Source organism: Nitrosophilus alvini (genome assembly GCF_015100395.1).
Taxonomy (GTDB): domain Bacteria; phylum Campylobacterota; class Campylobacteria; order Campylobacterales; family Nitratiruptoraceae; genus Nitrosophilus; species Nitrosophilus alvini.
Window position 1 is genome coordinate 289,506 of the sequence record NZ_AP022847.1, and the last position, 19,825, is coordinate 309,330.

Consider the following 19,825-nt stretch of genomic DNA (forward strand, 5'->3'; position numbering starts at 1 on the left):
TTCAATTTTCCTGTTTTAACTTTTCTGTTTTCGGCAATCTGTTTATTTCATATGAAACTTTATCTTTTTCAACTTTGATTATGGAGAAGAAATTTTTATATTCGATATAGTAGTATCCATCGTCTCTTATTTCAAGGTCGTCCGGTTCTATTTTTTTGCCGTCCCATACCTCATTATCGCTGAGAGCACACCTGTTTTTTGGAATTTTGAGATATTTGAGAGGATCAAGAGCAATTTCGTTTTCATAGACAAACTTTCCCTCTCTGATTCTATCAAGCATACTCAAAGCGCCTGTTGTTCCCAATTTTTCCGCGATCATTTTACCGATACTTCTTATGTATGTTCCTTCGGATACTTCGGCTTCGAAAGTGAGGAAAGGGTGGGAATATCTTAAAAGTTTTATATCGTATATATATGATTTTACAGGCTTTAAGGAAAACTCGGCATTTTGTCTCGCAAGTTCATATGAACGAACGCCTTCGATCTTTTTTGCGGAATATTTAGGCGGTATATACTCTATTTCTCCTTTCAGTTCCTCTACAACATTTTTTATTTTTTCTTCCGCAAACGGGAGCAGCTGATCAATTTTTTCTATATTTTCTATATCCAGGGTTGGGCTGTGGGTCCCGAGCCAGAGAGTTGCTCTGTAGACTTTCGGTGTTTTATCCAAAAATCTGAAAAGTTTAGTATAGCTTCCAAAAGCGATAATTAGCACACCCTTTGCAAAAGGATCGAGTGTACCGGAAAATCCGGCTTTTTTGACTCTATATTTTTTTTTGATACGATGAAGAAAACTGTTTGAACTTATAAACGGAGGTTTATAGGCAACAAACAACCGTGATGAAGAATCAAGAGCGAAGGTAAAAGATTTTTTCTGTTTTTCTGTTTTTTTTCCTTCGTTTATTGTCAAATTATACCTTTTGTTATATTTTTTCAACAAAAGATGCCAAAATCTCTCTCTTCTGGCCGCCGAAATTTATGGACAGTTTGAATTCCCTTCCCACCTTGCTGACCCCCGTTACTCTTCCCATGCCGAATATTTTATGTTTTACAAGGTCGCCTTTTTTGAAAGAAGTCGATTTTTCTATAGTGAGACTTCCTTTACAAAGACCTGCCTCTTTTAAGAATCTGCTCTTTTGAAGCTCGGTTCTTCTTCCTTTGTAAAATCTGCTTTTTACATGGCTGAGTACCAGTTCCTCTTTTGCCCGGGTAATCGCTACATATCCAAGACGTCTCTCCTCCTCGATATCGCTGCCGTCTCCTATAAGCGGGAAAAATCCCTCTTCCATACCTATTACGAATAGATATCTGAATTCAAGTCCCTTGCTTGCATGAATACTCATAATGGATATGGTTTCTGCGTCTATCTGGTCCTGATCACTTTGAAGAGAGAGTTCGTTTAAAAACTCATCAAGGGAACTCTCCGGATTTTGTTTTATGAAATCTCTAAAGTATCCGTAAAATTCGTCTATATTGAGAACTCTTTCAAAACCGTCCGGCAGAGACTCGTAAAATTTTCTTATTTCAAAAACTTTTTCGATCTCATCTACAAAGTTGTACAGAGATTGCGAAGAGATTTTTCTTAGATATTTGATATTTTCTATAAACTCATTGATTGTTTTATAGTTTTTCTTTCCTATCAATGATATAAGCTCTTCCTCATTTGCCTCGGCAAGATATTGTATTATGGGAGTTTTATTCAAAAAGGCGGCTTTTTGCATCTTTTCAAAAGTTACTTTTCCGATACCTCTTTTGGGTTTGTTGATGATTCTTTTGAGTGAGAAGTCGTCATGAGGATTTGCTATGATTCTCAGATAACTTATAAGGTCTTTTATCTCGGCACGTTCGTAAAATCTTATGGCTCCCACCAGTTTATAGGGAACTCCTGCTTTGTTAAGACCTTCTTCTAAAGAGCGGCTGAGTGCGTTTATTCTGAAAAGTACGGCTATTTCGTTGGGGTCTGCACCCTGGTCAAGAAGTTCTCTTATCTTTTTTGCTATCTTGTAAGACTCTTCCGTTTCATCTTTCGATTCGTAAACCTCTATCTTTTTTCCGGGTCCGGCCACGCTTTTGAGGTTTTTCCCAAGACGGTTTCTGTTGTGTTCTATCAGCATATTTGCGGCTTTGAGTATCTCTTCGGTGGAACGGTAGTTGGTCTCTAACTTTATAACGGTTGTGTTTTCGAAAGAGTTTGGAAATTCGAGAATGTTTTTTATATTTGCACCTCTCCAGCCGTATATACTCTGATCGTCATCGCCTACTACGCAAATATTGTTGTGTGTACAGCAGAGTTTTTTTACTATTTTATACTGTAGCTCATTGGTGTCCTGATATTCGTCAATCATTATATACTGGTATCTTTGGCTGGTATCGCGACACAAATCTTCGTTTTTGTCGAGTATTTTGTATGTAAGCGCCAGCAGATCGTCAAAATCTACAAGATTGTTCTCTTTGAGATAGTTCTGATATTTCTGATACAAGGAGGCTATCTTTTTATAGTTGGGCAACTGCGCTTTTTCCAGGGCAATTTCAGGTTCTATAAGAGAGTTTTTGTATCTTGATATTTCGCTGGCAATCAGTGATATGGGAAGATCGGGTTCGAAGGATTTCAGAACTCTCTTTTTGTCATCTGTATCTATTATGACAAAACTGTTTTTTCGTCCTATCTCCTCTATATGAAATTTCAGAAAAAGAAGTCCGAACTTATGAAAAGTGCAAAGAAGAGGAGGGTAGATGGAGTTGTCAATCAAAGAAAGAGCTCTGTCTCTCATCTCTTTTGCCGCTTTGTTGGTAAAAGTCAGAGTCAAAGTGTTTGCCGGGTCGATACCTGCCGCAAGAAGATATGCCAATCTGCTCGTAATTGTTTTTGTTTTGCCGCTTCCCGCCCCTGCTAGTATCAAGAGAGGACCGTCTATCTTTTTTACCGCTTCTATCTGTGCTTCGTTAAGGTTTTCGAAAATCTTGTCCATATCAAGCCTGTGCTTTGTAATTTAGTATTCTATTATATCAAAATATATATGAAACAATATCGAAGAAAATTTAATGTATTAAAAAAAATTATTGAAAAGTTTATTATTATTTGTTATAATAGTTTTAATATATTCAGTTTTTTTAATAATCTATAGAATCAAAGGATTGAAATGTTGAGAGATTTTTCAAAACTAGAGACCTTTCTGACCGTTGTCAGAGAAAAAAGTTTTTCAAAAGCATCTGCCAAACTAGGGATTTCACAGCCTGCAGTCACACAGCAGATAAAATTTCTTGAGGATTATCTTGATACAAAGATAGTTGAAAGAAAGAAAAACGGTATAAAGCTCACCAAAGAGGGAGAAGAGGTCTATAGAATAGCACAAAAGCTTGAACGTGCCATTATGAATGCGGAAAAGGACCTTTTCAAAATAATAAACAAAGAGGTCACTTTCGTAATAGGCGCCTCTTTTACTATAGGGAACTATGTTCTTCCTGATGTATTGAACAATATAAAAGAGGCTATAAAAAATGATGTTTTGATAAAAGTCGATGTATCCGAAAATGTTATCAATCAGGTTCTTGAAAAGAAATACGATATAGGACTTATAGAGTCACCGATATTTAAAGAGGGACTTATATACAGAGAGTGGATGGAAGACGAGCTGGTACTTTTTTCCAATTCGCCTTTGCCAAAGTATGTAAGAAAAGAGGATCTTTACAACTTTGACTGGATCTGTCGTGAAGAGGGAAGCCATACGAGAAAACTCGTGTCGGAAGTTTTCGAATCTATGGGAGTCGAGTGTAAAAGTTTCAATGTAAAAAGTGAAGTGAGCAGTTCAACCGCTGTTAAGTTGACTATACTAAAAAGCCCAAAAAGTGTGGAGAGGCCTACTGTATCGATTATGTCAAGATATGTTATAGCCGAAGAGGTTGAGCAGGGTAAACTGTATGAAGCAAGAATAAAAGGTTTTAGAATAAAAAGAAAGTTTTATATCGCCTATCTCAAAGAGAGAAAACATGATGCATTTATCGAGAAAGTCGTAGATTTTCTTTTAAAACTTAAAAAGTAAGAGAGTGCGGAAATCTCTTACTTTTTTTTCCTTTTTTTCAAAAGTCTGAGATTTTCCGGATTTGATAGCAGTGCGTCCATTGACGTTTCTATATCTCCTTTTTTTTCTTCACGTTTTTTTGCTACAGATGCTGAGAGATTGACAGCTATCGGGGTGTCTTCTACGATAATTTGCATGATGGAATTGACAGGTACTGATACCACGCTTCCGAAATTATCTTTTCCGAATCCGGCTTCGAAGGATAATATTTCATCTTTTAAAGTAGCACTTTCATATGTATAGTTTGCAAGCATAAACAGAGTAAATTGTGGCAGATTTGACATGATCTCTTCAGGCAAAAGCGGCTTGAAATCTACAAGTTCTATATTTGCCAGTATCGCAAAAGGCTGGTCCTTTTCAAAAAGATAATTTATAGTCTTTTCTATATGTTCACACATTATTTTTTCAAATTTGTCATCTTGTATGATGTCGTAAAGCATAAAATTCCTTTTAAGGCTGTTATTGCAAAATTATACCATTTTCGATGATTTTGAACTCTGTCATTGCGTTTAGAAGTGCATATTTTTTAAAAAATTTCAGATCCGTTGTTTTTATCTCTTCTTCGATAATTTTTCCCTCGTCAATGAGTCTTTCTCTGCAGATTCCTTTTAGTAAAGGCGTATTTGGTGTAATCCATTTTTCCGAGTCGAAAAATGCGATATTTGCTATAGAAGTATCTCTTATATATCCGTTTTTTACTATCAGAATATCGTCCGCACTCTCTCTTTTTGCAAAGAGTCTGTCGATCTCTTTCCTGTCACTGTATTTATATGGATACTCTATATCGGACTCTATGATTTTGAGGACTTTTACAACTCGTGGGGAGTATCTGAAATATTCAGTTTTACCGAAACTTTCTCCATACCAGATTTTGCATCTGAAAAGACCGTTTTTAGGAGGCTCTATATAATCAGAAAGATTCAGAGCCTCTTTTGAGCCGAAGAGCTCAAGTCTAGATCTATTTGCTCTTTTGTTGTGATAATCGATATGGAAAATCCGGCCGTTTTCGATTTTTATCGTCTCAAACAGCAAAAAGTTCTGTGCTAAGATATCTCTCTCCTGTATCGCAAAGAATTGTAACAATATTGGAACCTGGGTATCTTTTTGCAACCTGGCACGCCGCCCAGAGGTTTGCACCTGAAGATATTCCTACCAGTAGCCCCTCTTTTTTTGCGATTTCTCTGGAAACCTCTATCGCATCTTCGTCTTTTACTCTTATAACTTCACCGTATATTTTAGTATTCAGGATTTTTGGTACAAATCCGGCCCCGATACCCTGTATTTTGTGAGGTCCCGGTTCACCACCCGAAAGTACAGCCGACTTTTGAGGTTCTACGGCAAATATTTTGATATCTGGATTATGCTTTTTAAGTTCTTCGCCCACACCTGTCAGAGTTCCTCCGGTCCCTACTGCAGCTATAAATATATCTATATTCCCCTCGGTATCTTCCAAAATCTCTTTGGCAGTTGTGAGCCTGTGAATTTCCGGATTGAAAGGATTGTCAAACTGATTTGGCATATATGAGTTTTTTATCTTCTCCAGGAGTTCATATGCCTTGTCAACTGCTCCTTTCATTCCTTTATCTGCAGGTGTGAGTTCTAATTTGGCTCCGAGCGCCACCAGTAGTTTGCGTCTTTCCATACTCATAGATTCCGGCATCGTAAGTATCAGTTTGAGCCCCATGGCCGCACAGACGCTTGCAAGTGCAATACCTGTGTTTCCGCTGGTGGGTTCTATTATTGTTGTTTCGTTGTCTATCAGGCCTTTTTCAATAGCTCTTCTAATCATATTGAAACCTATCCTGTCTTTAACAGAACCGGTAGGATTCATAAATTCGCATTTTCCTATTATCTTGGCCCCATATTCGGAACTGAGTGAGTTTATCATCACAAGCGGGGTATTTCCTATAAGTCCTGTAACGTTAGCAGCTATTTTCATTTTTTTCCCCTCAATAATAATAGAAATATAACAAAAATCGATATTACCAAATAATATCAGTTTTTGCAATGTTTGTTGAGTGAAAAACTACTGTACCGTGCTTTTCGGCATAATATTTAATAAGAAGATTTTGCAGTACCGGTTCAATGGAGGGTATAAACCATGCGTTGTTGCTTATCGCTATCATATATTTAGGATCGCCCGCATAGAGTTTTGGGTGTGTGGCCTCATAGCATATTGCATTTCTGAAATTTATACCTTTCACCACAAAGTCTGTCGGTTTAGAGGCTTTTTGATAATCTTCCGCACCGTTATAAAATTTTTCGTTTATCCATTTTCCTAAAAAAGAGGGTAGCGGTATCTCTTCGCCGAAAGGTACAAGTACAACCTTGTCGGCAATTGTCATCTCTCCTTTATTGAAGAAAAACGAGGAGTTGTATACAAGCTTGCCTTTTAGATGAAGTGCTCCTGTTACAATAGCTATTTTTAAACTTCTTTTTTTTAAAAGATTGATAATATTTTCCTCTCTGTTCAAAAAGAGAGGAAAAGCGCTTTCCGGCAGAACAACAAGATCATAATTTTTCTCTATGGCTCTGTCTATGATGGAAAAATTCTCTTTAATGATACCGTTTAGATACCGTGGGTCCCACTTTTTGTCCTGAGGAATTTTTGTCTGGCTCAGATAGATTTTCAGAGGCGGCATTGTGGGTTGGGAAGTTTCACCTTTCAAAGCAAAAACAAGAGGCAAAAAGGCCAGAAATTTTACTTTTTTGGGGAGCACAAAGAGAGTAAGGAGAGCTAGAAGTATTACGGCAAAAGAGATTTTTGTGGTATCAAAAATCGAATTTATAAATACCAACTCGGGAACAAACCAGTTAAAACCGAAAGGATGTATGTGGCTGAGCAGAAGCAGAAAAAGAGATTTAATCAATACTTGAAAAAATAAAAAAATAGTCTCTTTTTCTTTTTTGAATACTTTTTTTAAAATCCCTAAAACCGCTTTTTCACTCAAATATCCCATAGTCCAAAAAAGTATTCCGTAGACAAAACCTATAAACAGAATCATAATCGGTATCATCCAGGATAGACCGTAGTATCTAAAACTCAGAGCTATCCAGTAAAACCAGAGAACTCCTGTAAAAAAGCCTGTCCAGAAAAGCTCTTTTTTTCCGGCTTTGAGTACCACATAAAAACTTAGCAATCCGAAAAAAGATTCCAGATAAGGCATATTTATATCAAAATATGCCAAATATATAAAAGAGGAAAAAATTACTGCTGTAAAAAAGGCTTTTATTAGTAAATTGATGTTAAAATATCGCCTCATAAACTCCACACAAAGGAAAGCAATGGAAGGACAAGGCGGTGCAGCAGGGATTTTGGGTTCTTTGTTTCCACTCATCATTATCTTTGTAATATTCTATTTTTTGATCATCAGGCCGCAGCAGCAGCAGGCCAAGAAACATAAAGAGATGGTTGAATCTCTCAAAAAAGGCGATAAAATTATCACTACCGGGGGTATTGTTGCCGAAGTGATAAAGCCTGAAGAGGATTTTATCAAAGTAAAGCTTAATGATGAGGTTGTTGTTAAAATTCATAAAGATTATGTAGCCAAAAAATTAGAGAGCTGAAATGAAGCTGCTTAATTACAGATTGGTAATCTTTATAATTGCTCTTGTAGGAGGGATCGCTTTGTCGGTTCCTTCCATATTTAACTTAAAAGAGGGACCCAAAATAACGCTTGGCCTTGATCTGCAGGGCGGTCTGCATATGCTACTTGGAGTCGATACCGATGCTGCAATACATTCAAAAATAAAATCGATAGCGTCCAATATCAAATATTATGCGGAAGCGGAAGATATTTTGATAGATGATCTGAAAATTGAAGACAAAACTGTCACCTTTACGCTACTTGACAAAGATGACCAGCCGAAAATCGATGAAATGCTGAGCAAAATACCGGGACTGGAGATAAAAAAAGAGGGGCTAAAATATAGTGTAACTCTTACTCCTCAAGAGATAGAATCGGTAAAAGAGTATGCAATAAATCAGGCGGTTGATACTATCAGGAACAGACTTGACCAGTTCGGTCTTGCCGAACCGAACGTAGCAAAGCAGGGCAAAGAGAAGATACTTGTCGAGCTTCCCGGGATAAAAACTCCGCAAGAAGAACAAAGAGTTCGTTCTCTTATAGCCAAAGCGGCGCATCTTCAACTGATGGCCGTAGATGAAGAGAGGTTTGCTAGAGTGTATCAGATGACACCGGAAGAGGCTGCGGAATATGGTGATGTGATACTCAGTGATGCGAAAAATCCAAATGTAAAATATCTGCTTAAAGAGATACCGATTCTTGACGGTTCAATGATTGTGGATGCGAAGGTAGCATTTGATCAGAATAACCAGCCTGTTATAAATTTTACGCTTAACAGTGCCGGTGCAAAAATATTCGGTGACTTTACGGCAAAAAATGTGGGAAAACATCTGGCTATCGTTCTGGACAACAAAGTATATTCTGCTCCAGTGATCAGAGAGAGAATAGGGGGCGGGAGCGGTCAGATAAGCGGAGGGTTCAGTGTTCAGGAAGCTCATGATGTAGCAATTGCCCTTAGAAGCGGTGCGCTTCTTGCACCGGTGTTTATGCTTGAGAAAAGAAGTGTAGGACCTAGTCTCGGAGCAGACAGTATAAAAGCCAGTATGATAGCCCTGATAAGTGGTTTTGTGATAGTTGTTCTGTTTATGATAGTCTATTATGGAGCTGCGGGTGTTATAGCCGATATCGCTCTGATAGCAAACCTATTTCTCATTATCGGTATCATGGCGCTTTTCGGAGCTACTCTTACCCTGCCGGGAATGGCGGGTATTGTTCTTACCGTAGGTATGGCTGTTGATGCCAACGTTATTATAAACGAGCGTATCAGGGAGCTTCTCAGAGAGGGACTCAGTATCAGAAAAGCGATAGAGCAGGGATACAAAAATGCGATGAGTGCGATTCTGGATGCAAATATCACAACTCTTATAGCAGCAGTGGTTCTGTATGCATACGGTACAGGCCCGATAAAAGGGTTTGCGATAACTATAAGCATAGGTATTTTGGCTTCGATGTTAACTGCGATACTCGGAACCCACGGTATTTATGAAGCTATATTGCCGAAAATAGAAAGGTCTAAAAACCTCTCTCTGTGGTTCGGTATCAAAATCAGGAGAGACTGATGGAATTTTTCAAAACAACGAAAACCTTCGATTTTATGGGGAAAAGCAAGGTATTTATATCTCTGTCCCTTCTTCTTATAATAGGATCATATGTCCTTCTTTTTACAAAAGGACTAAATTTCGGGATAGATTTTGCCGGAGGTACTATAATTCAGGTCAAGTATGACAAAGCGGCACCTATAAAAGATATCAGGGAAGCTATAAAAAAGAGTGACCTTTTTAAAGGTGCTTCTATTACTAAATTTGGAAGTGAAGAAGAGGTCATCATAAGAGTTAAAACATCCACAAAAAAACTTGGAAGCGATATAGGCGATATAGCCAGAGAGATATTAAAAGATACGGGAAATTTCGAGATCAGAAGAGTAGATATCGTAGGTCCCAAAGTAGGCGGAGAGCTCAGGGAAAAAGGTATTATGGCTATGGTTATAGCTGTTATCGGTATTTTGATATATGTATCGATAAGATTTGAGTGGAGATTTGCACTGGCTGCGGTTTTTGCTCTAGTTCACGATGTCTCTATTGCACTTGGTGCTATAAGCCTTTTTCAGGTGCCGGTAAATCTGGATATTCTAGCGGCACTTCTGACTATTTTGGGATACTCCCTGAATGATACGATAATCGTTTTTGACAGGATTAGAGAGGGTATTACAAAAACAAAAGAGGCTGTTTTGTCAAATGTTATAAACGATTCCATTACAAAAACTTTATCAAGAACCACACTCACTTCACTGACAACATTTTTTGTCGTTATGACACTCTATCTTTTTGGAGGAGAGATAATAAAAGGATTCAGTTTTACTTTGCTGATAGGTATAGTAGTAGGTACGTACAGCTCTATTTTCGTAGCTTCTCCATTGTTGATGTGGCTTGGATTTGACCTTGCAAATTATAAGAAGAAACTGGCCGAAAAGCTTAAAAGAAAACAGGAAAAAGAGAGAATGAGAGCTATGTATGAGCAAGGGGTTGTGTAAAGATGTTCAAGTTTCCTCTCTTTTAAAAAGGAGCACCAATGGATTGGGGTAAAGTCGTATATATGTTTTTTGCTCTTATGAGCCTTACAACAACCGCGGGATTTTTATACGAAAACAATGAAGTCTCTCTTTTTATCGCTGCAAGTATAAATCTTGCATCAACTATTTTGAAAATAGGTGTAAGAAGCCTTCTTTCTGCTGAACTGTTGGCAAGTTCTCTTGTGGCCGATCTTCATTTGATACCAGCTTTTTTCTTTCTTGAATTTGCCGGTGATGATAAAGCCGCGATTGCTCTTGCAATAGGAGCGATAGTAGCAAACGTGTTTTCACTTGCGCTTGTTCTTGTAGAAGCGATGAAGAGCGAAGAAAAATTTTAATATATTTAGACCTAAAATTATCAATCTATTTGATAATAATGTGAACTGACAAAAGGAGTGTAATGAGTTACAATCCCAAAGAGATTGAACAAAAATGGCAGAAATACTGGATTGAAAACGACTCTTTTGAACCGCAAAACGATTATAGAAAAGAGAAGAGATATATTTTGAGTATGTTTCCCTATCCCAGTGGAAGAATACATATGGGACATGTAAGAAACTACTGTATAGGCGATGCTATAGCCAGATATTACAGAAAAAGCGGCAAAAATGTTTTGCATCCCATCGGGTGGGATGCATTTGGCATGCCGGCGGAAAATGCTGCTATAAAAAACAGAGTACATCCGAAGAAATGGACATATGAAAATATTGAATATATGAGAAAAGAGCTTGACGCTTTGGGTTTTTCCTTTTCGAAAAAAAGAGAGTTCGCCACATGTGATGAGCTTTATACGAAGTTTGAACAGGCATTTATCATAGATATGTGGGAAAAAGGTCTGATGTATAGAAAAAAAGGGACAGTCAATTGGTGTCCCCATGACCTTACTGTTCTCGCAAATGAACAGGTTATTGAAGGTAGATGCTGGAGATGTGATACCGAAGTTGTCCAAAAAGAGATGGATCAGTACTATATTAAGATAACCGATTATGCCCAGGAGCTTCTGGACAGTTTAGAAAAGCTTGAAAACGGCTGGCCGAAACAGGTCATAGCTATGCAGAGAAACTGGATAGGCAGAAGTGAAGGGCTAGAGTTCATGTTTCATTTCGATAAAGAGAGCATGGAAAAACTCAATTTTAAATTTGAAGGGTTTGAAGTATTTACCACAAGGCCCGATACGATATACGGCGTGAGCTATACAGCCCTTGCTCCTGAACACGATATCGTAAAGTATCTTGTCGAACACTCTTTATTGGATAAAGAGGCGGTAGAAAAAATCAAGAAGATGCAAAATACTCCTGCAAAGGAGAGAGCACAGGCTGAAAAAGAGGGGCTGTTTCTGGGACTTTACGTCACACATCCTATTACTCATAAAAAGATTCCGGTATGGGTTGCAAACTTTGTTCTTACAGAGTACGGAAGCGGTGCTGTTATGGCCGTTCCGGCTCATGACCAGAGAGACTATGAGTTTGCTTTAAAATACAACCTTCCCATAAAATATGTCATTAAACCAAAGAATGGAGAAATTGATACCTCAAAAGCCTACATTGAACCGGGAATACTTTTTGACAGTGGTGAATTTAGCGGCCTTTCAAGCGAAGAGGCAAAAAACAGAATTATAGAATATTTCGAAAAAAACTCACTAGGGAAAAAAACAGTAAATTTCAAACTCAAAGACTGGGGAGTGAGCCGCCAAAGATATTGGGGAACTCCTATTCCTTTGATAAAATGTGAAAAATGCGGAATCGTTCCGGAGAAGAAAGAGAATCTCCCGGTGGCTCTACCGGAAGATGTGGAAATAACCGGTGAAGGAAATCCTCTCGAAATTCATCCAACATGGAAATATACCAAATGTCCGAAATGCGGCAGCGATGCTATAAGGGAGACAGATACTCTTGATACATTTGTCGAGTCAAGCTGGTATTTTCTGAGATTTACCACAAATGAAAACGATTGGGAAAGGGTGCCTTTTACGAAAAAAGATATCGATTACTGGATGGAAGTAGACCAGTATATAGGGGGAATCGAACATGCCATACTGCATCTATTATATGCAAGGTTTTTTACAAAAGCACTAAGAGACCTTGGATATATCGATATAGACGAACCTTTTAAAAGACTTCTTACACAGGGAATGGTACTTAAAGACGGCGCAAAGATGAGTAAATCGAAAGGGAATGTGGTAGACCCCGATTCCATTATAGAAAAATACGGTGCCGATACAGCTAGACTCTTTATCCTTTTTGCAGCTCCTCCTTCAAAGGAACTCGAATGGAATGACAGTGCGGTCGAGGGAGCTTACAGGTTTATAAAAAGATTCTATGAAAAATCATCAGAAGCAAGAAAATGTGACTCTTTGCCTCAAATCGATCACTCTTCTTTGTCAAAAGAGGAGAAAGAGGCGAGAAAAAAAGTGTATGAAGCGCTTAAAAAGTCAAAAGATGTTTATGAGAAAAACTTTGCGTTCAATACCCTTATTGCCGCTTCTATGGAAGCTATGAACGCTTTGAATGCACAGAAAAACGAGGATGTCTGGACGGAAGGGTATTTTGTATTGCTCAATATTCTTGAACCGATAATTCCGCATATATGCTGGGAGCTCAGTGAAGAGCTTTTCGGACGCAATAACTTTAAAGAGATAGCTGTAAAAGAGGAGGTTTTTGAAGAGGCCAATATCACTCTTGCAGTTACGGTAAACGGAAAAAGAAGAGCCGAGATAGAAGTTTCAAAAGATGCCTCAAAAGAGGATATAATTGCACAAGCGAAAGAGACAGTCGCCAAGTGGATAGAAGGCAAAACAGTGGTAAAAGAGATAGTGGTCCCGGGAAGACTGGTAAATTTTGTAGTCAAATGAGATGTAAAAACAGAATAGAAGTTGTCACTGGACAAAAAACTGTCGATTGAGAACTATCGGCTGTATCCATTTAAATTTCAGGATAAACAGATGAAAAAATATTTTGTAATTTTGATTACAAATCTGCTTTTTTTAAATATTTTTACCGGATGCGGTTACAAGCCCGCATCGGTGCATGCGAAAAAGGTTTTAGGGGATAAAATATATACCGATGTGGAGATTTATCTAAGAGATCCCGAAAACTCCGTATTGATAAAAGATGCTGTAAATGAGGCGATAGTCAGCCGTTTTAAGGGAAAACTAACGGAAAAAGAGAAAGCTGATACTATACTTTCCGTAAAACTCAGAGGTGTAAGTTTTTCTCCTTTGCAGTATGATAAAAACGGATATGTTGTATATTACAGAGCAAGAGTCAGTCTCAATATAAAATATACAAACAAAGAAGAGACAAAGAGTTTTACAGTCACTGGAACCTATGACTTTCCGATAGAGCCAAATGCGGTTATTTCCGATTCCAAAAGATTTGAAGCAATTAGAGAGAGTTCAAAAAAAGCTTTGGATCAGTTTATATCAAAAATAACAATAACCGGATATCTTAAAAACAGAAATATATGAAAAATCTTCAAGATTTCCTCGCACAAAAACCTCTTTATTATAAAAAAATCGATCTGACAAGAATGCCAAAAGCCTATGAGTCGGTTAAAGATATTCTTGTAATTCCCAAAATAATTCATATAGTCGGAACCAACGGCAAAGGAAGTACAGGCCGCTTTTTAGCGCATATGCTTCATAAAAAAGGATTCAAAACAGGCCATTATACCTCACCTCATATAGTAAGATTCAATGAACGCATCTGGCTTGAGGGCAAAGATGTATCGGATGAGACTCTCGAAAATGCCCACATCCAACTTCAAAAAACTTTTCCTAAAAAGGTTGTCGAAAGTCTTAGCTATTTTGAGTACACCACTTTTCTTGCAATGAAAGTTTTCGAAGATTGTGATTATGTAGTTCTTGAGGCAGGTCTTGGAGGAGAGTATGACGCAACAAATGTATTTAGAAAAGTTTTGTCTCTCTTTACACCTATAGCCTATGACCATCAGGCATTTTTGGGAGAGGATATAGAATCCATTGCGAAAACTAAACTGAGAAGTATGGATAAAAGGGCAATCATCGGCTATCAAAAGTATAAAAAAATTTATGATATTGCTGAAGATATAGCAAAGCAAAAAGGTACTGAGCTTAAAAAAATAGACGATTTTTTAACAGAGAGTGAAAAAAAAGAGATCGAAGAGTTTATAAAAGAAACCGGCTTTGCCCCTTTTTTTGCACAAAATTGTCAGTTGGCCGCGGCTGCTTTCAAGGCCTTGGGTGAGGATTTCGAAAAAGAGCTTCTAAAAGATGTTAAAATAAGAGGCAGAATGGAAAAAATTGCCCCCAATATAACGATAGATGTAGGACATAATCCGCTTGCAGCCGAAGCGATAAAAACCGCAGTTAAAAAAAACAGTATTCTTGTTTATAACAGTTTTGAAGACAAAGATTGTAAAAAAGTGCTTTCTATACTGAAACCTGTTATAAAAAGAGTTGAAATTCTGGAAATTCCAAACGAGCGTGCGGTTGACAAAGAGTTACTTGTTTCTGTATTGAATGAGTTGGATATAGATTTTTGCCTGTTTGATAAAATTGATGAAAAAGAGAACTACCTGGTATTTGGATCATTCAGTGTGGTAGAGGAATTTTTGAGGATATATGAAAAGAAGATTTACAATAACAATCAGTGATGTTCATGGTGTAAAACAGTATACGCTGCATCAGATAATAAAAAAAATTGCCCTGTATTTGTTGGGCGGACTGCTTGCGATAATTTTAATAGGCGGTATTACTATTTTTTACCTTTTAAAAGAGGTAGACAGGCTTGAATACAAGAAAAAAGAGCTTTTGCTTGAAAATGAAGTTCTTAAAAAGAGCATAGAAGATAAAACAAAAAAGCTCGATGAGATCGGCGACAAACTGGAAGATATAGAAAAATTGATAGGACTAAAACCCCTTCCTGAAAGCAGTATCGTCGAAAGGATAGATACAGCTGCACTGACATCAAGGGAACTTGCGCTTATATTTGCAAATATTCCCAACGGCTCGCCGGTAGAGTATAGAGGTATAAGCGGGAGTTTCGGCTGGAGAAAACACCCCATAAAAAAAACAAAAGAGTTTCACAGAGGCATAGATCTCAGAGCGCCTATGAATACACCTGTATATGCACCTGCTGACGCTGTTGTAGAGTATGCGGCAAAGCATAAAAAAAGCGGATTCGGCAAACTTGTTATACTTGATCATAACTACGGTTTCAGGACATTTTACGGACATCTGAACAAGTTTGCAGTCAAACCGGGTGACTTTGTGAAGAAGGGCGATATTATAGGGTATACGGGAAATACAGGTCTTAGCAATGGTCCGCACCTGCATTATGAGATAAGGTTTATTGAAAGAGTGCTCAATCCCTACTATTTTATCAAATGGAACAGGAGCGATTTTGAGTATATATTTAAAAAAGTTAGGAGAGTGCCATGGGATTCTTTGGTAAAAACAGTAACGCGAAGCAGCCTTCCCAAAAAACAATTATCATCGAAGGAACTCACATCAGAGGGGAGATGAAGATAGAGTGCGCTCTTTATCTCGATGGTGTATACGAAGGCAAAATTGAATCAAGCAGCTCTGTAGTGATCGGGAAAAAGGGAAAAGTCACAGGAGAGGTTTATGCCGATAAAATTATAATAAACGGAGAGTTAAAAGGCATGATAGATGCCAGAAGTGTTGAAATTATGAGCGAAGGACGTGTTTTTGGCGAAATAGTGACCGATGAGATAGTGATAGAACCAAAAGGTCTGTTTGAAGGTGAGAGCAAAATCAGAAAAAATAGGAAGGAAGTGGGTGATTCAGGCGAAGATATTTGAATTTCTGAAAAATAACAAAGCTGATGTGATTATTGTCTCGAATGAGAAAGAGGCAAAAGAGGTTTGTGATGTTGCTGAGTATTTTGAACTGGACTTCACACCTTTTCCTGATTTCAGGGCAAGATATCCTGATGATTTAAGAAGTTTCAAAGAGGAAAGAGATGAACTTTTTGCTGCTCTTTGGAATTTTTATACGAAGGATACTTTAGCCGTTGTTCCTCTTGATACTGCTGCAAGACTTATGCCCTCAAGAAGATATTTTAAAAAATTCGATATAGAGTTTGCCGGAACTTTGAATCTGGCCGAAATCAAAGAGAGGCTTCTGTATTGGGGATACAGTTTTGTTGATATCGTAGAAGAGAAAGGCGAAGTTTCATTCAGAGGGGATATCATCGATATATTTCCCATAGATTCGGCTATGCCTTACAGAATCTCTCTTTTTGATGATGAAATAGAAAGTATAAGGCATTTTGAACCGGAAACTCAGAAGAGTATAAAAGAGGAGATAGAAAAGATAAGTATAATTCCGGCATTTCTGGCTTTGGAAAAAGAGGAGTATGAAAAGCTTGAAGCCAAAATTCTTGAGAGCGAGAGTGACGCTTTTATCAAAGATATAGATTCATTGGGTTTTTGGTACATTGAGGACAAAAAACCGCTGCTGCAGGGTAAGAGAGCTTTTTTTGCAAAAGATATGCAAAACGAAATAGATGATCTTTATCAAGCCAATACAGAAGGTTTTGTTCCAAAAAAGAGCCTTTGTTTTGAAACTATAGGCGAACCCACCGTTTGCAAAGAGATCGAGCCTATCGACTTAAACACTCTTATAGATATCCACAAAGAGAAAAAAATCACTGTTCTTGCGAAAAACGAATCTATGATAAGACGTTCGCATCTGAAAAGTTTTGAAAATCTGAGATTTGTGTATAAAGATATCGTTTTAAATATCCTCACGGATGAAGAGCTTATATTATCGCTGAACAGACCGGTCAAAAAAAGAAGAGTCAAAAAAACTTCCATTATTCTTGATGAACTGCAACCAGGTGATTATGTAGTGCATGAAAACCACGGTATCGGAATATTTGAAGGAATTTCCCCAGTTACGGTGCTGGGAGCGACAAAAGATTTTGTGACCCTGAGATACCAAGGAGATGACAAACTCCTGGTTCCTGTCGAAAATCTTGATCTCATAGATAGATATATAGCTGACAGCGGTTCGGTTGCAGTTCTTGACAGACTTGGCAGCGGCAGTTTTAACAGACTTAAGAAAAAAGCGAAAGAGAGACTTTTCGAAATTGCCTCTGAGATTGTCAAAATTGCTGCAAAAAGGGAGATTTCCAAAGGTGTTGTCTGCAATACCGAAGTTGAGGAGATAAAACTTTTTCAAAATGATGCAGGTTTTATATATACCGAAGACCAGATAAAAAGCATTGAAGATATCTTTTGCGACCTTGGTAGCGGAAGAGTTATGGACAGGCTTCTAAGCGGCGATGTAGGTTTTGGGAAAACGGAAGTCGCAATGAATGCCATATTTGCAGTAGTTAAAAACGGATACCAGGCGGCCATGATTGCTCCTACTACGCTTCTTAGCTCACAGCACTACAAAACTTTGGTACATAGATTTGAAAAATACGGCATAAAGACAGCGAAACTTGACAGATTTGTCAGCCAAAAGGAGAAAAAAGCCGTTTTGGAAGGGCTTGAAAAAGGTACTATAGATGTAGTGGTCGGAACACATACTATTTTGGGGGCAAAATTTTCGAATCTTGCTCTTGTTGTTATCGACGAAGAGCACAAGTTCGGTGTAAAACAGAAAGAAAAACTCAAAGAGCTTAGAACTGACGTTCATATTCTATCCATGAGTGCGACTCCTATACCAAGAAGTCTGAACATGGCACTAAGCCGACTAAAAGAGTTGAGTGAACTTCGAACTCCTCCCGAGAGCAAAATGGGTGTAAGAACATATGTAAAAGAGTATGATGAAAAACTCATAAAAGAGGTAATTTTAAGAGAGAGAAGAAGAGGCGGACAGGTTTTTTATATATATAACTCCATTGCCGCAATAGAGGACAAAAAGAGAGAACTTTTAAATATTGTCGCTGATCTTAAAATATTGGTTTTACACTCCAGGGTGAGTGCGACTGTAAGCGAAAAAGAGCTTTTGAGATTTGAGAAGGGAGAATACGACGTTTTGCTTTCAACATCGATAGTAGAGTCAGGTCTTCATATGCCAAATGTCAATACCATCATAGTAGACGGAGCGGACAGGTTTGGTATAGCGGACCTTCATCAGCTCAGAGGTCGTGTAGGAAGAGGCAAAAAAGAGGGATATTGCTACTTTTTGGTTGAAAACAAAGAAAAAATAACCGATGAAGCCAAAAAGAGACTGATTGCACTTGAGTCAAATTCATATCTTGGAAGCGGGCAGGTGCTTGCATACCACGATCTTGAAATAAGAGGCGGGGGAAACCTCATAGGCGCTCAGCAAAGCGGTCATATAAAAAATATCGGATATTCTTTATATCTGAGAATGCTCGAAGATGCTATAAACGCTCTTACCAAAAATGAAGAAGAGAAGCAAAAAGTAGAGATAAAACTTAGTATCAACGCCTATATTTCAAAAGAGACAGTAAAAGAAGACAGGCTCAGACTCGAACTCTACAGAAGACTCAGCCATTGCGAAAACGTAGAAGAGGTATATGAAATTGAAGAGGAGATGGAGGACAGATTCGGCAGACTCGACAATATTACAAAACAGTTTATAGATATAGTGATTATGAAAATCCTCGCTATACAGAACAACATAAAATCGATCTCAAACTACAATGAAAACATTACTATTCTGTATACGGATGAGAAAAAAGAGCACTTGAAAGCAAGAAGCAAAGATGATGACGATATTGTCGACACGGTACTAAGATATTTGAGAAAAACTTCCGGGTCTGAACTTAAATCACCTCAAAGCAGGGAGAAAGTATGAAGATAGGATTTATTGGCGATATTGTGGGAAAACCGGGGAGAAAAATGGTGAAAAGCTATCTTCCTCGGATTATTAAAGAAGAAGAACTCGATTTTGTAATGGCAAATTATGAAAATGTAAGTCACGGTTTCGGACTTACGCACAAAAATGCAATTGAACTTTTTGAATGCGGTATAAATCTTATGACAGGCGGAAATCATACGTGGGATAAAAAAGAGATCGTTCCTCTTCTTGATTCTATGGCGCTTTTAAGACCAGTAAACTATCCTGAAGGCGTTCCGGGAAGAGGAGTTGAAATTGTCGAAATTGCAGGAGAGAAGTTTGCTGTTATAAATCTTATGGGCCATTTTACAATGCCTATGGTGGACAATCCTTTTGTAACCGTTTTAAAAGAAGTAGAGAGACTCGAAAAGGATGGAATAAAAAATATCTTTATAGATTTTCATGCGGAATCCACAAGTGAAAAGAGAACGCTTCTGATGATGCTTAGAGGTAGAGTATCGTATATAGCGGGAACTCATACGCATGTGGGAACAGATGATCTTGAGATATATAAAGGTACCGGATATATAACAGATGTTGGACTTACCGGTTGTCGTGACAATGTAATAGGAGTGGATGAAAAAGTTCCGATAGAGAGATTTTTGACGGGACTTCCGGGACGGTTCGATGTTCCCGATAAATGTAAAAAGATTTTCCAGATGGTCGTTTTGGAACTTGAAGATGGAATCTGCAAAGATACATACAAAATAAAGGCATATGATGATGAAGGGTATTTTGTTTCCCAGAAGGCGCTGGTCAGTGATTGATT

18 protein-coding genes are annotated in these 19,825 nt (G+C 37.9%); 12 read left to right on the forward strand and 6 right to left on the reverse strand.

Going from position 1 to position 19,825, the window contains the following annotated elements; all coding sequences use genetic code 11:
• Position 1: 1 nt before the first annotated feature.
• Entirely contained in the window at positions 2-910 is a 909-nt protein-coding gene (gene truB / locus EPR_RS01675; protein WP_234697147.1) for a tRNA pseudouridine(55) synthase TruB, read from the reverse strand.
• Positions 911-923: 13 nt separating this feature from the next.
• Positions 924-2,969 carry an ATP-dependent helicase gene (locus EPR_RS01680; protein ID WP_200763434.1) on the reverse strand — a complete coding sequence of 682 codons (2,046 nt, stop codon included), beginning with the start codon at positions 2,967-2,969 and terminating at the stop codon, positions 924-926.
• 171 nt (positions 2,970-3,140) lie between these two features.
• On the opposite strand from EPR_RS01680, the gene EPR_RS01685 reads away from it, so the two are divergent.
• Positions 3,141-4,040 carry a LysR family transcriptional regulator gene (locus tag EPR_RS01685; protein ID WP_200763436.1) on the forward strand — a complete coding sequence of 300 codons (900 nt, stop codon included), beginning with the start codon at positions 3,141-3,143 and terminating at the stop codon, positions 4,038-4,040.
• Between the two features lie 17 nt (positions 4,041-4,057).
• Here the strand turns inward: EPR_RS01685 and EPR_RS01690 are convergent, their stop codons facing one another.
• Genes EPR_RS01690 through EPR_RS01705 form a run of 4 tightly spaced genes read right to left on the reverse strand, consistent with a single transcriptional unit; the run spans position 4,058 to position 7,342 of the window.
• Positions 4,058-4,519 (reverse strand): hypothetical protein, encoded by a 462-nt coding sequence (locus EPR_RS01690; protein ID WP_200763438.1) that lies wholly within the window; start codon positions 4,517-4,519, stop codon positions 4,058-4,060.
• 19 nt (positions 4,520-4,538) lie between these two features.
• Positions 4,539-5,111, reverse strand: a complete 573-nt coding sequence (locus EPR_RS01695) for an aminotransferase class IV family protein (protein ID WP_200763440.1) — start codon at positions 5,109-5,111, stop codon at positions 4,539-4,541.
• Positions 5,101-6,018: a cysteine synthase A gene (cysK, locus tag EPR_RS01700; protein WP_200763442.1), complete on the reverse strand. Its 918-nt coding sequence runs from the start codon at positions 6,016-6,018 to the stop codon at positions 5,101-5,103. Before cysK ends, EPR_RS01695 begins: the two co-directional genes overlap by 11 nt.
• A gap of 43 nt (positions 6,019-6,061) precedes the next feature.
• The gene (locus tag EPR_RS01705) at positions 6,062-7,342 is read right to left on the reverse strand and encodes an apolipoprotein N-acyltransferase (RefSeq protein WP_200763443.1); all 1,281 of its coding nucleotides are present in this window, start codon (positions 7,340-7,342) and stop codon (positions 6,062-6,064) included.
• Between the two features lie 22 nt (positions 7,343-7,364).
• Between EPR_RS01705 and yajC the strand changes: the two genes are divergently transcribed.
• From yajC to EPR_RS01760, 11 genes are all read left to right on the forward strand, one after another.
• Positions 7,365-7,646, forward strand: a complete 282-nt coding sequence (gene yajC / locus EPR_RS01710; RefSeq protein WP_200763445.1) for a preprotein translocase subunit YajC — start codon at positions 7,365-7,367, stop codon at positions 7,644-7,646.
• A gap of 1 nt (position 7,647) precedes the next feature.
• A complete protein-coding gene (gene secD / locus EPR_RS01715; protein WP_200763447.1) occupies positions 7,648-9,225 on the forward strand; it encodes a protein translocase subunit SecD in 1,578 nt (525 codons plus the stop codon).
• Entirely contained in the window at positions 9,225-10,196 is a 972-nt protein-coding gene (gene secF / locus EPR_RS01720) for a protein translocase subunit SecF (RefSeq protein WP_200763450.1), read from the forward strand. The genes secD and secF overlap by 1 nt, the downstream gene beginning before the upstream one ends.
• Positions 10,197-10,234: 38 nt before the next feature.
• Positions 10,235-10,573, forward strand: coding sequence for a DUF6394 family protein (locus EPR_RS01725; RefSeq protein ID WP_200763452.1), 339 nt, complete (start codon positions 10,235-10,237; stop codon positions 10,571-10,573).
• A 62-nt stretch (positions 10,574-10,635) separates the two neighbouring features.
• The gene (gene leuS / locus EPR_RS01730) at positions 10,636-13,086 is read left to right on the forward strand and encodes a leucine--tRNA ligase (protein ID WP_200763462.1); all 2,451 of its coding nucleotides are present in this window, start codon (positions 10,636-10,638) and stop codon (positions 13,084-13,086) included.
• A gap of 90 nt (positions 13,087-13,176) precedes the next feature.
• Positions 13,177-13,701, forward strand: coding sequence for an LPS assembly lipoprotein LptE (gene lptE / locus EPR_RS01735; RefSeq protein ID WP_200763464.1), 525 nt, complete (start codon positions 13,177-13,179; stop codon positions 13,699-13,701).
• Positions 13,698-14,867, forward strand: a complete 1,170-nt coding sequence (locus tag EPR_RS01740; RefSeq protein ID WP_200763466.1) for a bifunctional folylpolyglutamate synthase/dihydrofolate synthase — start codon at positions 13,698-13,700, stop codon at positions 14,865-14,867. Before lptE ends, EPR_RS01740 begins: the two co-directional genes overlap by 4 nt.
• Entirely contained in the window at positions 14,836-15,738 is a 903-nt protein-coding gene (locus EPR_RS01745) for a M23 family metallopeptidase (protein ID WP_200763468.1), read from the forward strand. Before EPR_RS01740 ends, EPR_RS01745 begins: the two co-directional genes overlap by 32 nt.
• The gene (locus EPR_RS01750) at positions 15,735-16,037 is read left to right on the forward strand and encodes a bactofilin family protein (protein WP_200763470.1); all 303 of its coding nucleotides are present in this window, start codon (positions 15,735-15,737) and stop codon (positions 16,035-16,037) included. The genes EPR_RS01745 and EPR_RS01750 overlap by 4 nt, the downstream gene beginning before the upstream one ends.
• Positions 16,015-19,014 (forward strand): transcription-repair coupling factor, encoded by a 3,000-nt coding sequence (mfd, locus tag EPR_RS01755; RefSeq protein ID WP_234697148.1) that lies wholly within the window; start codon positions 16,015-16,017, stop codon positions 19,012-19,014. Before EPR_RS01750 ends, mfd begins: the two co-directional genes overlap by 23 nt.
• Entirely contained in the window at positions 19,011-19,823 is an 813-nt protein-coding gene (locus tag EPR_RS01760) for a TIGR00282 family metallophosphoesterase (protein WP_200763472.1), read from the forward strand. The genes mfd and EPR_RS01760 overlap by 4 nt, the downstream gene beginning before the upstream one ends.
• Positions 19,824-19,825 lie beyond the last annotated feature (2 nt).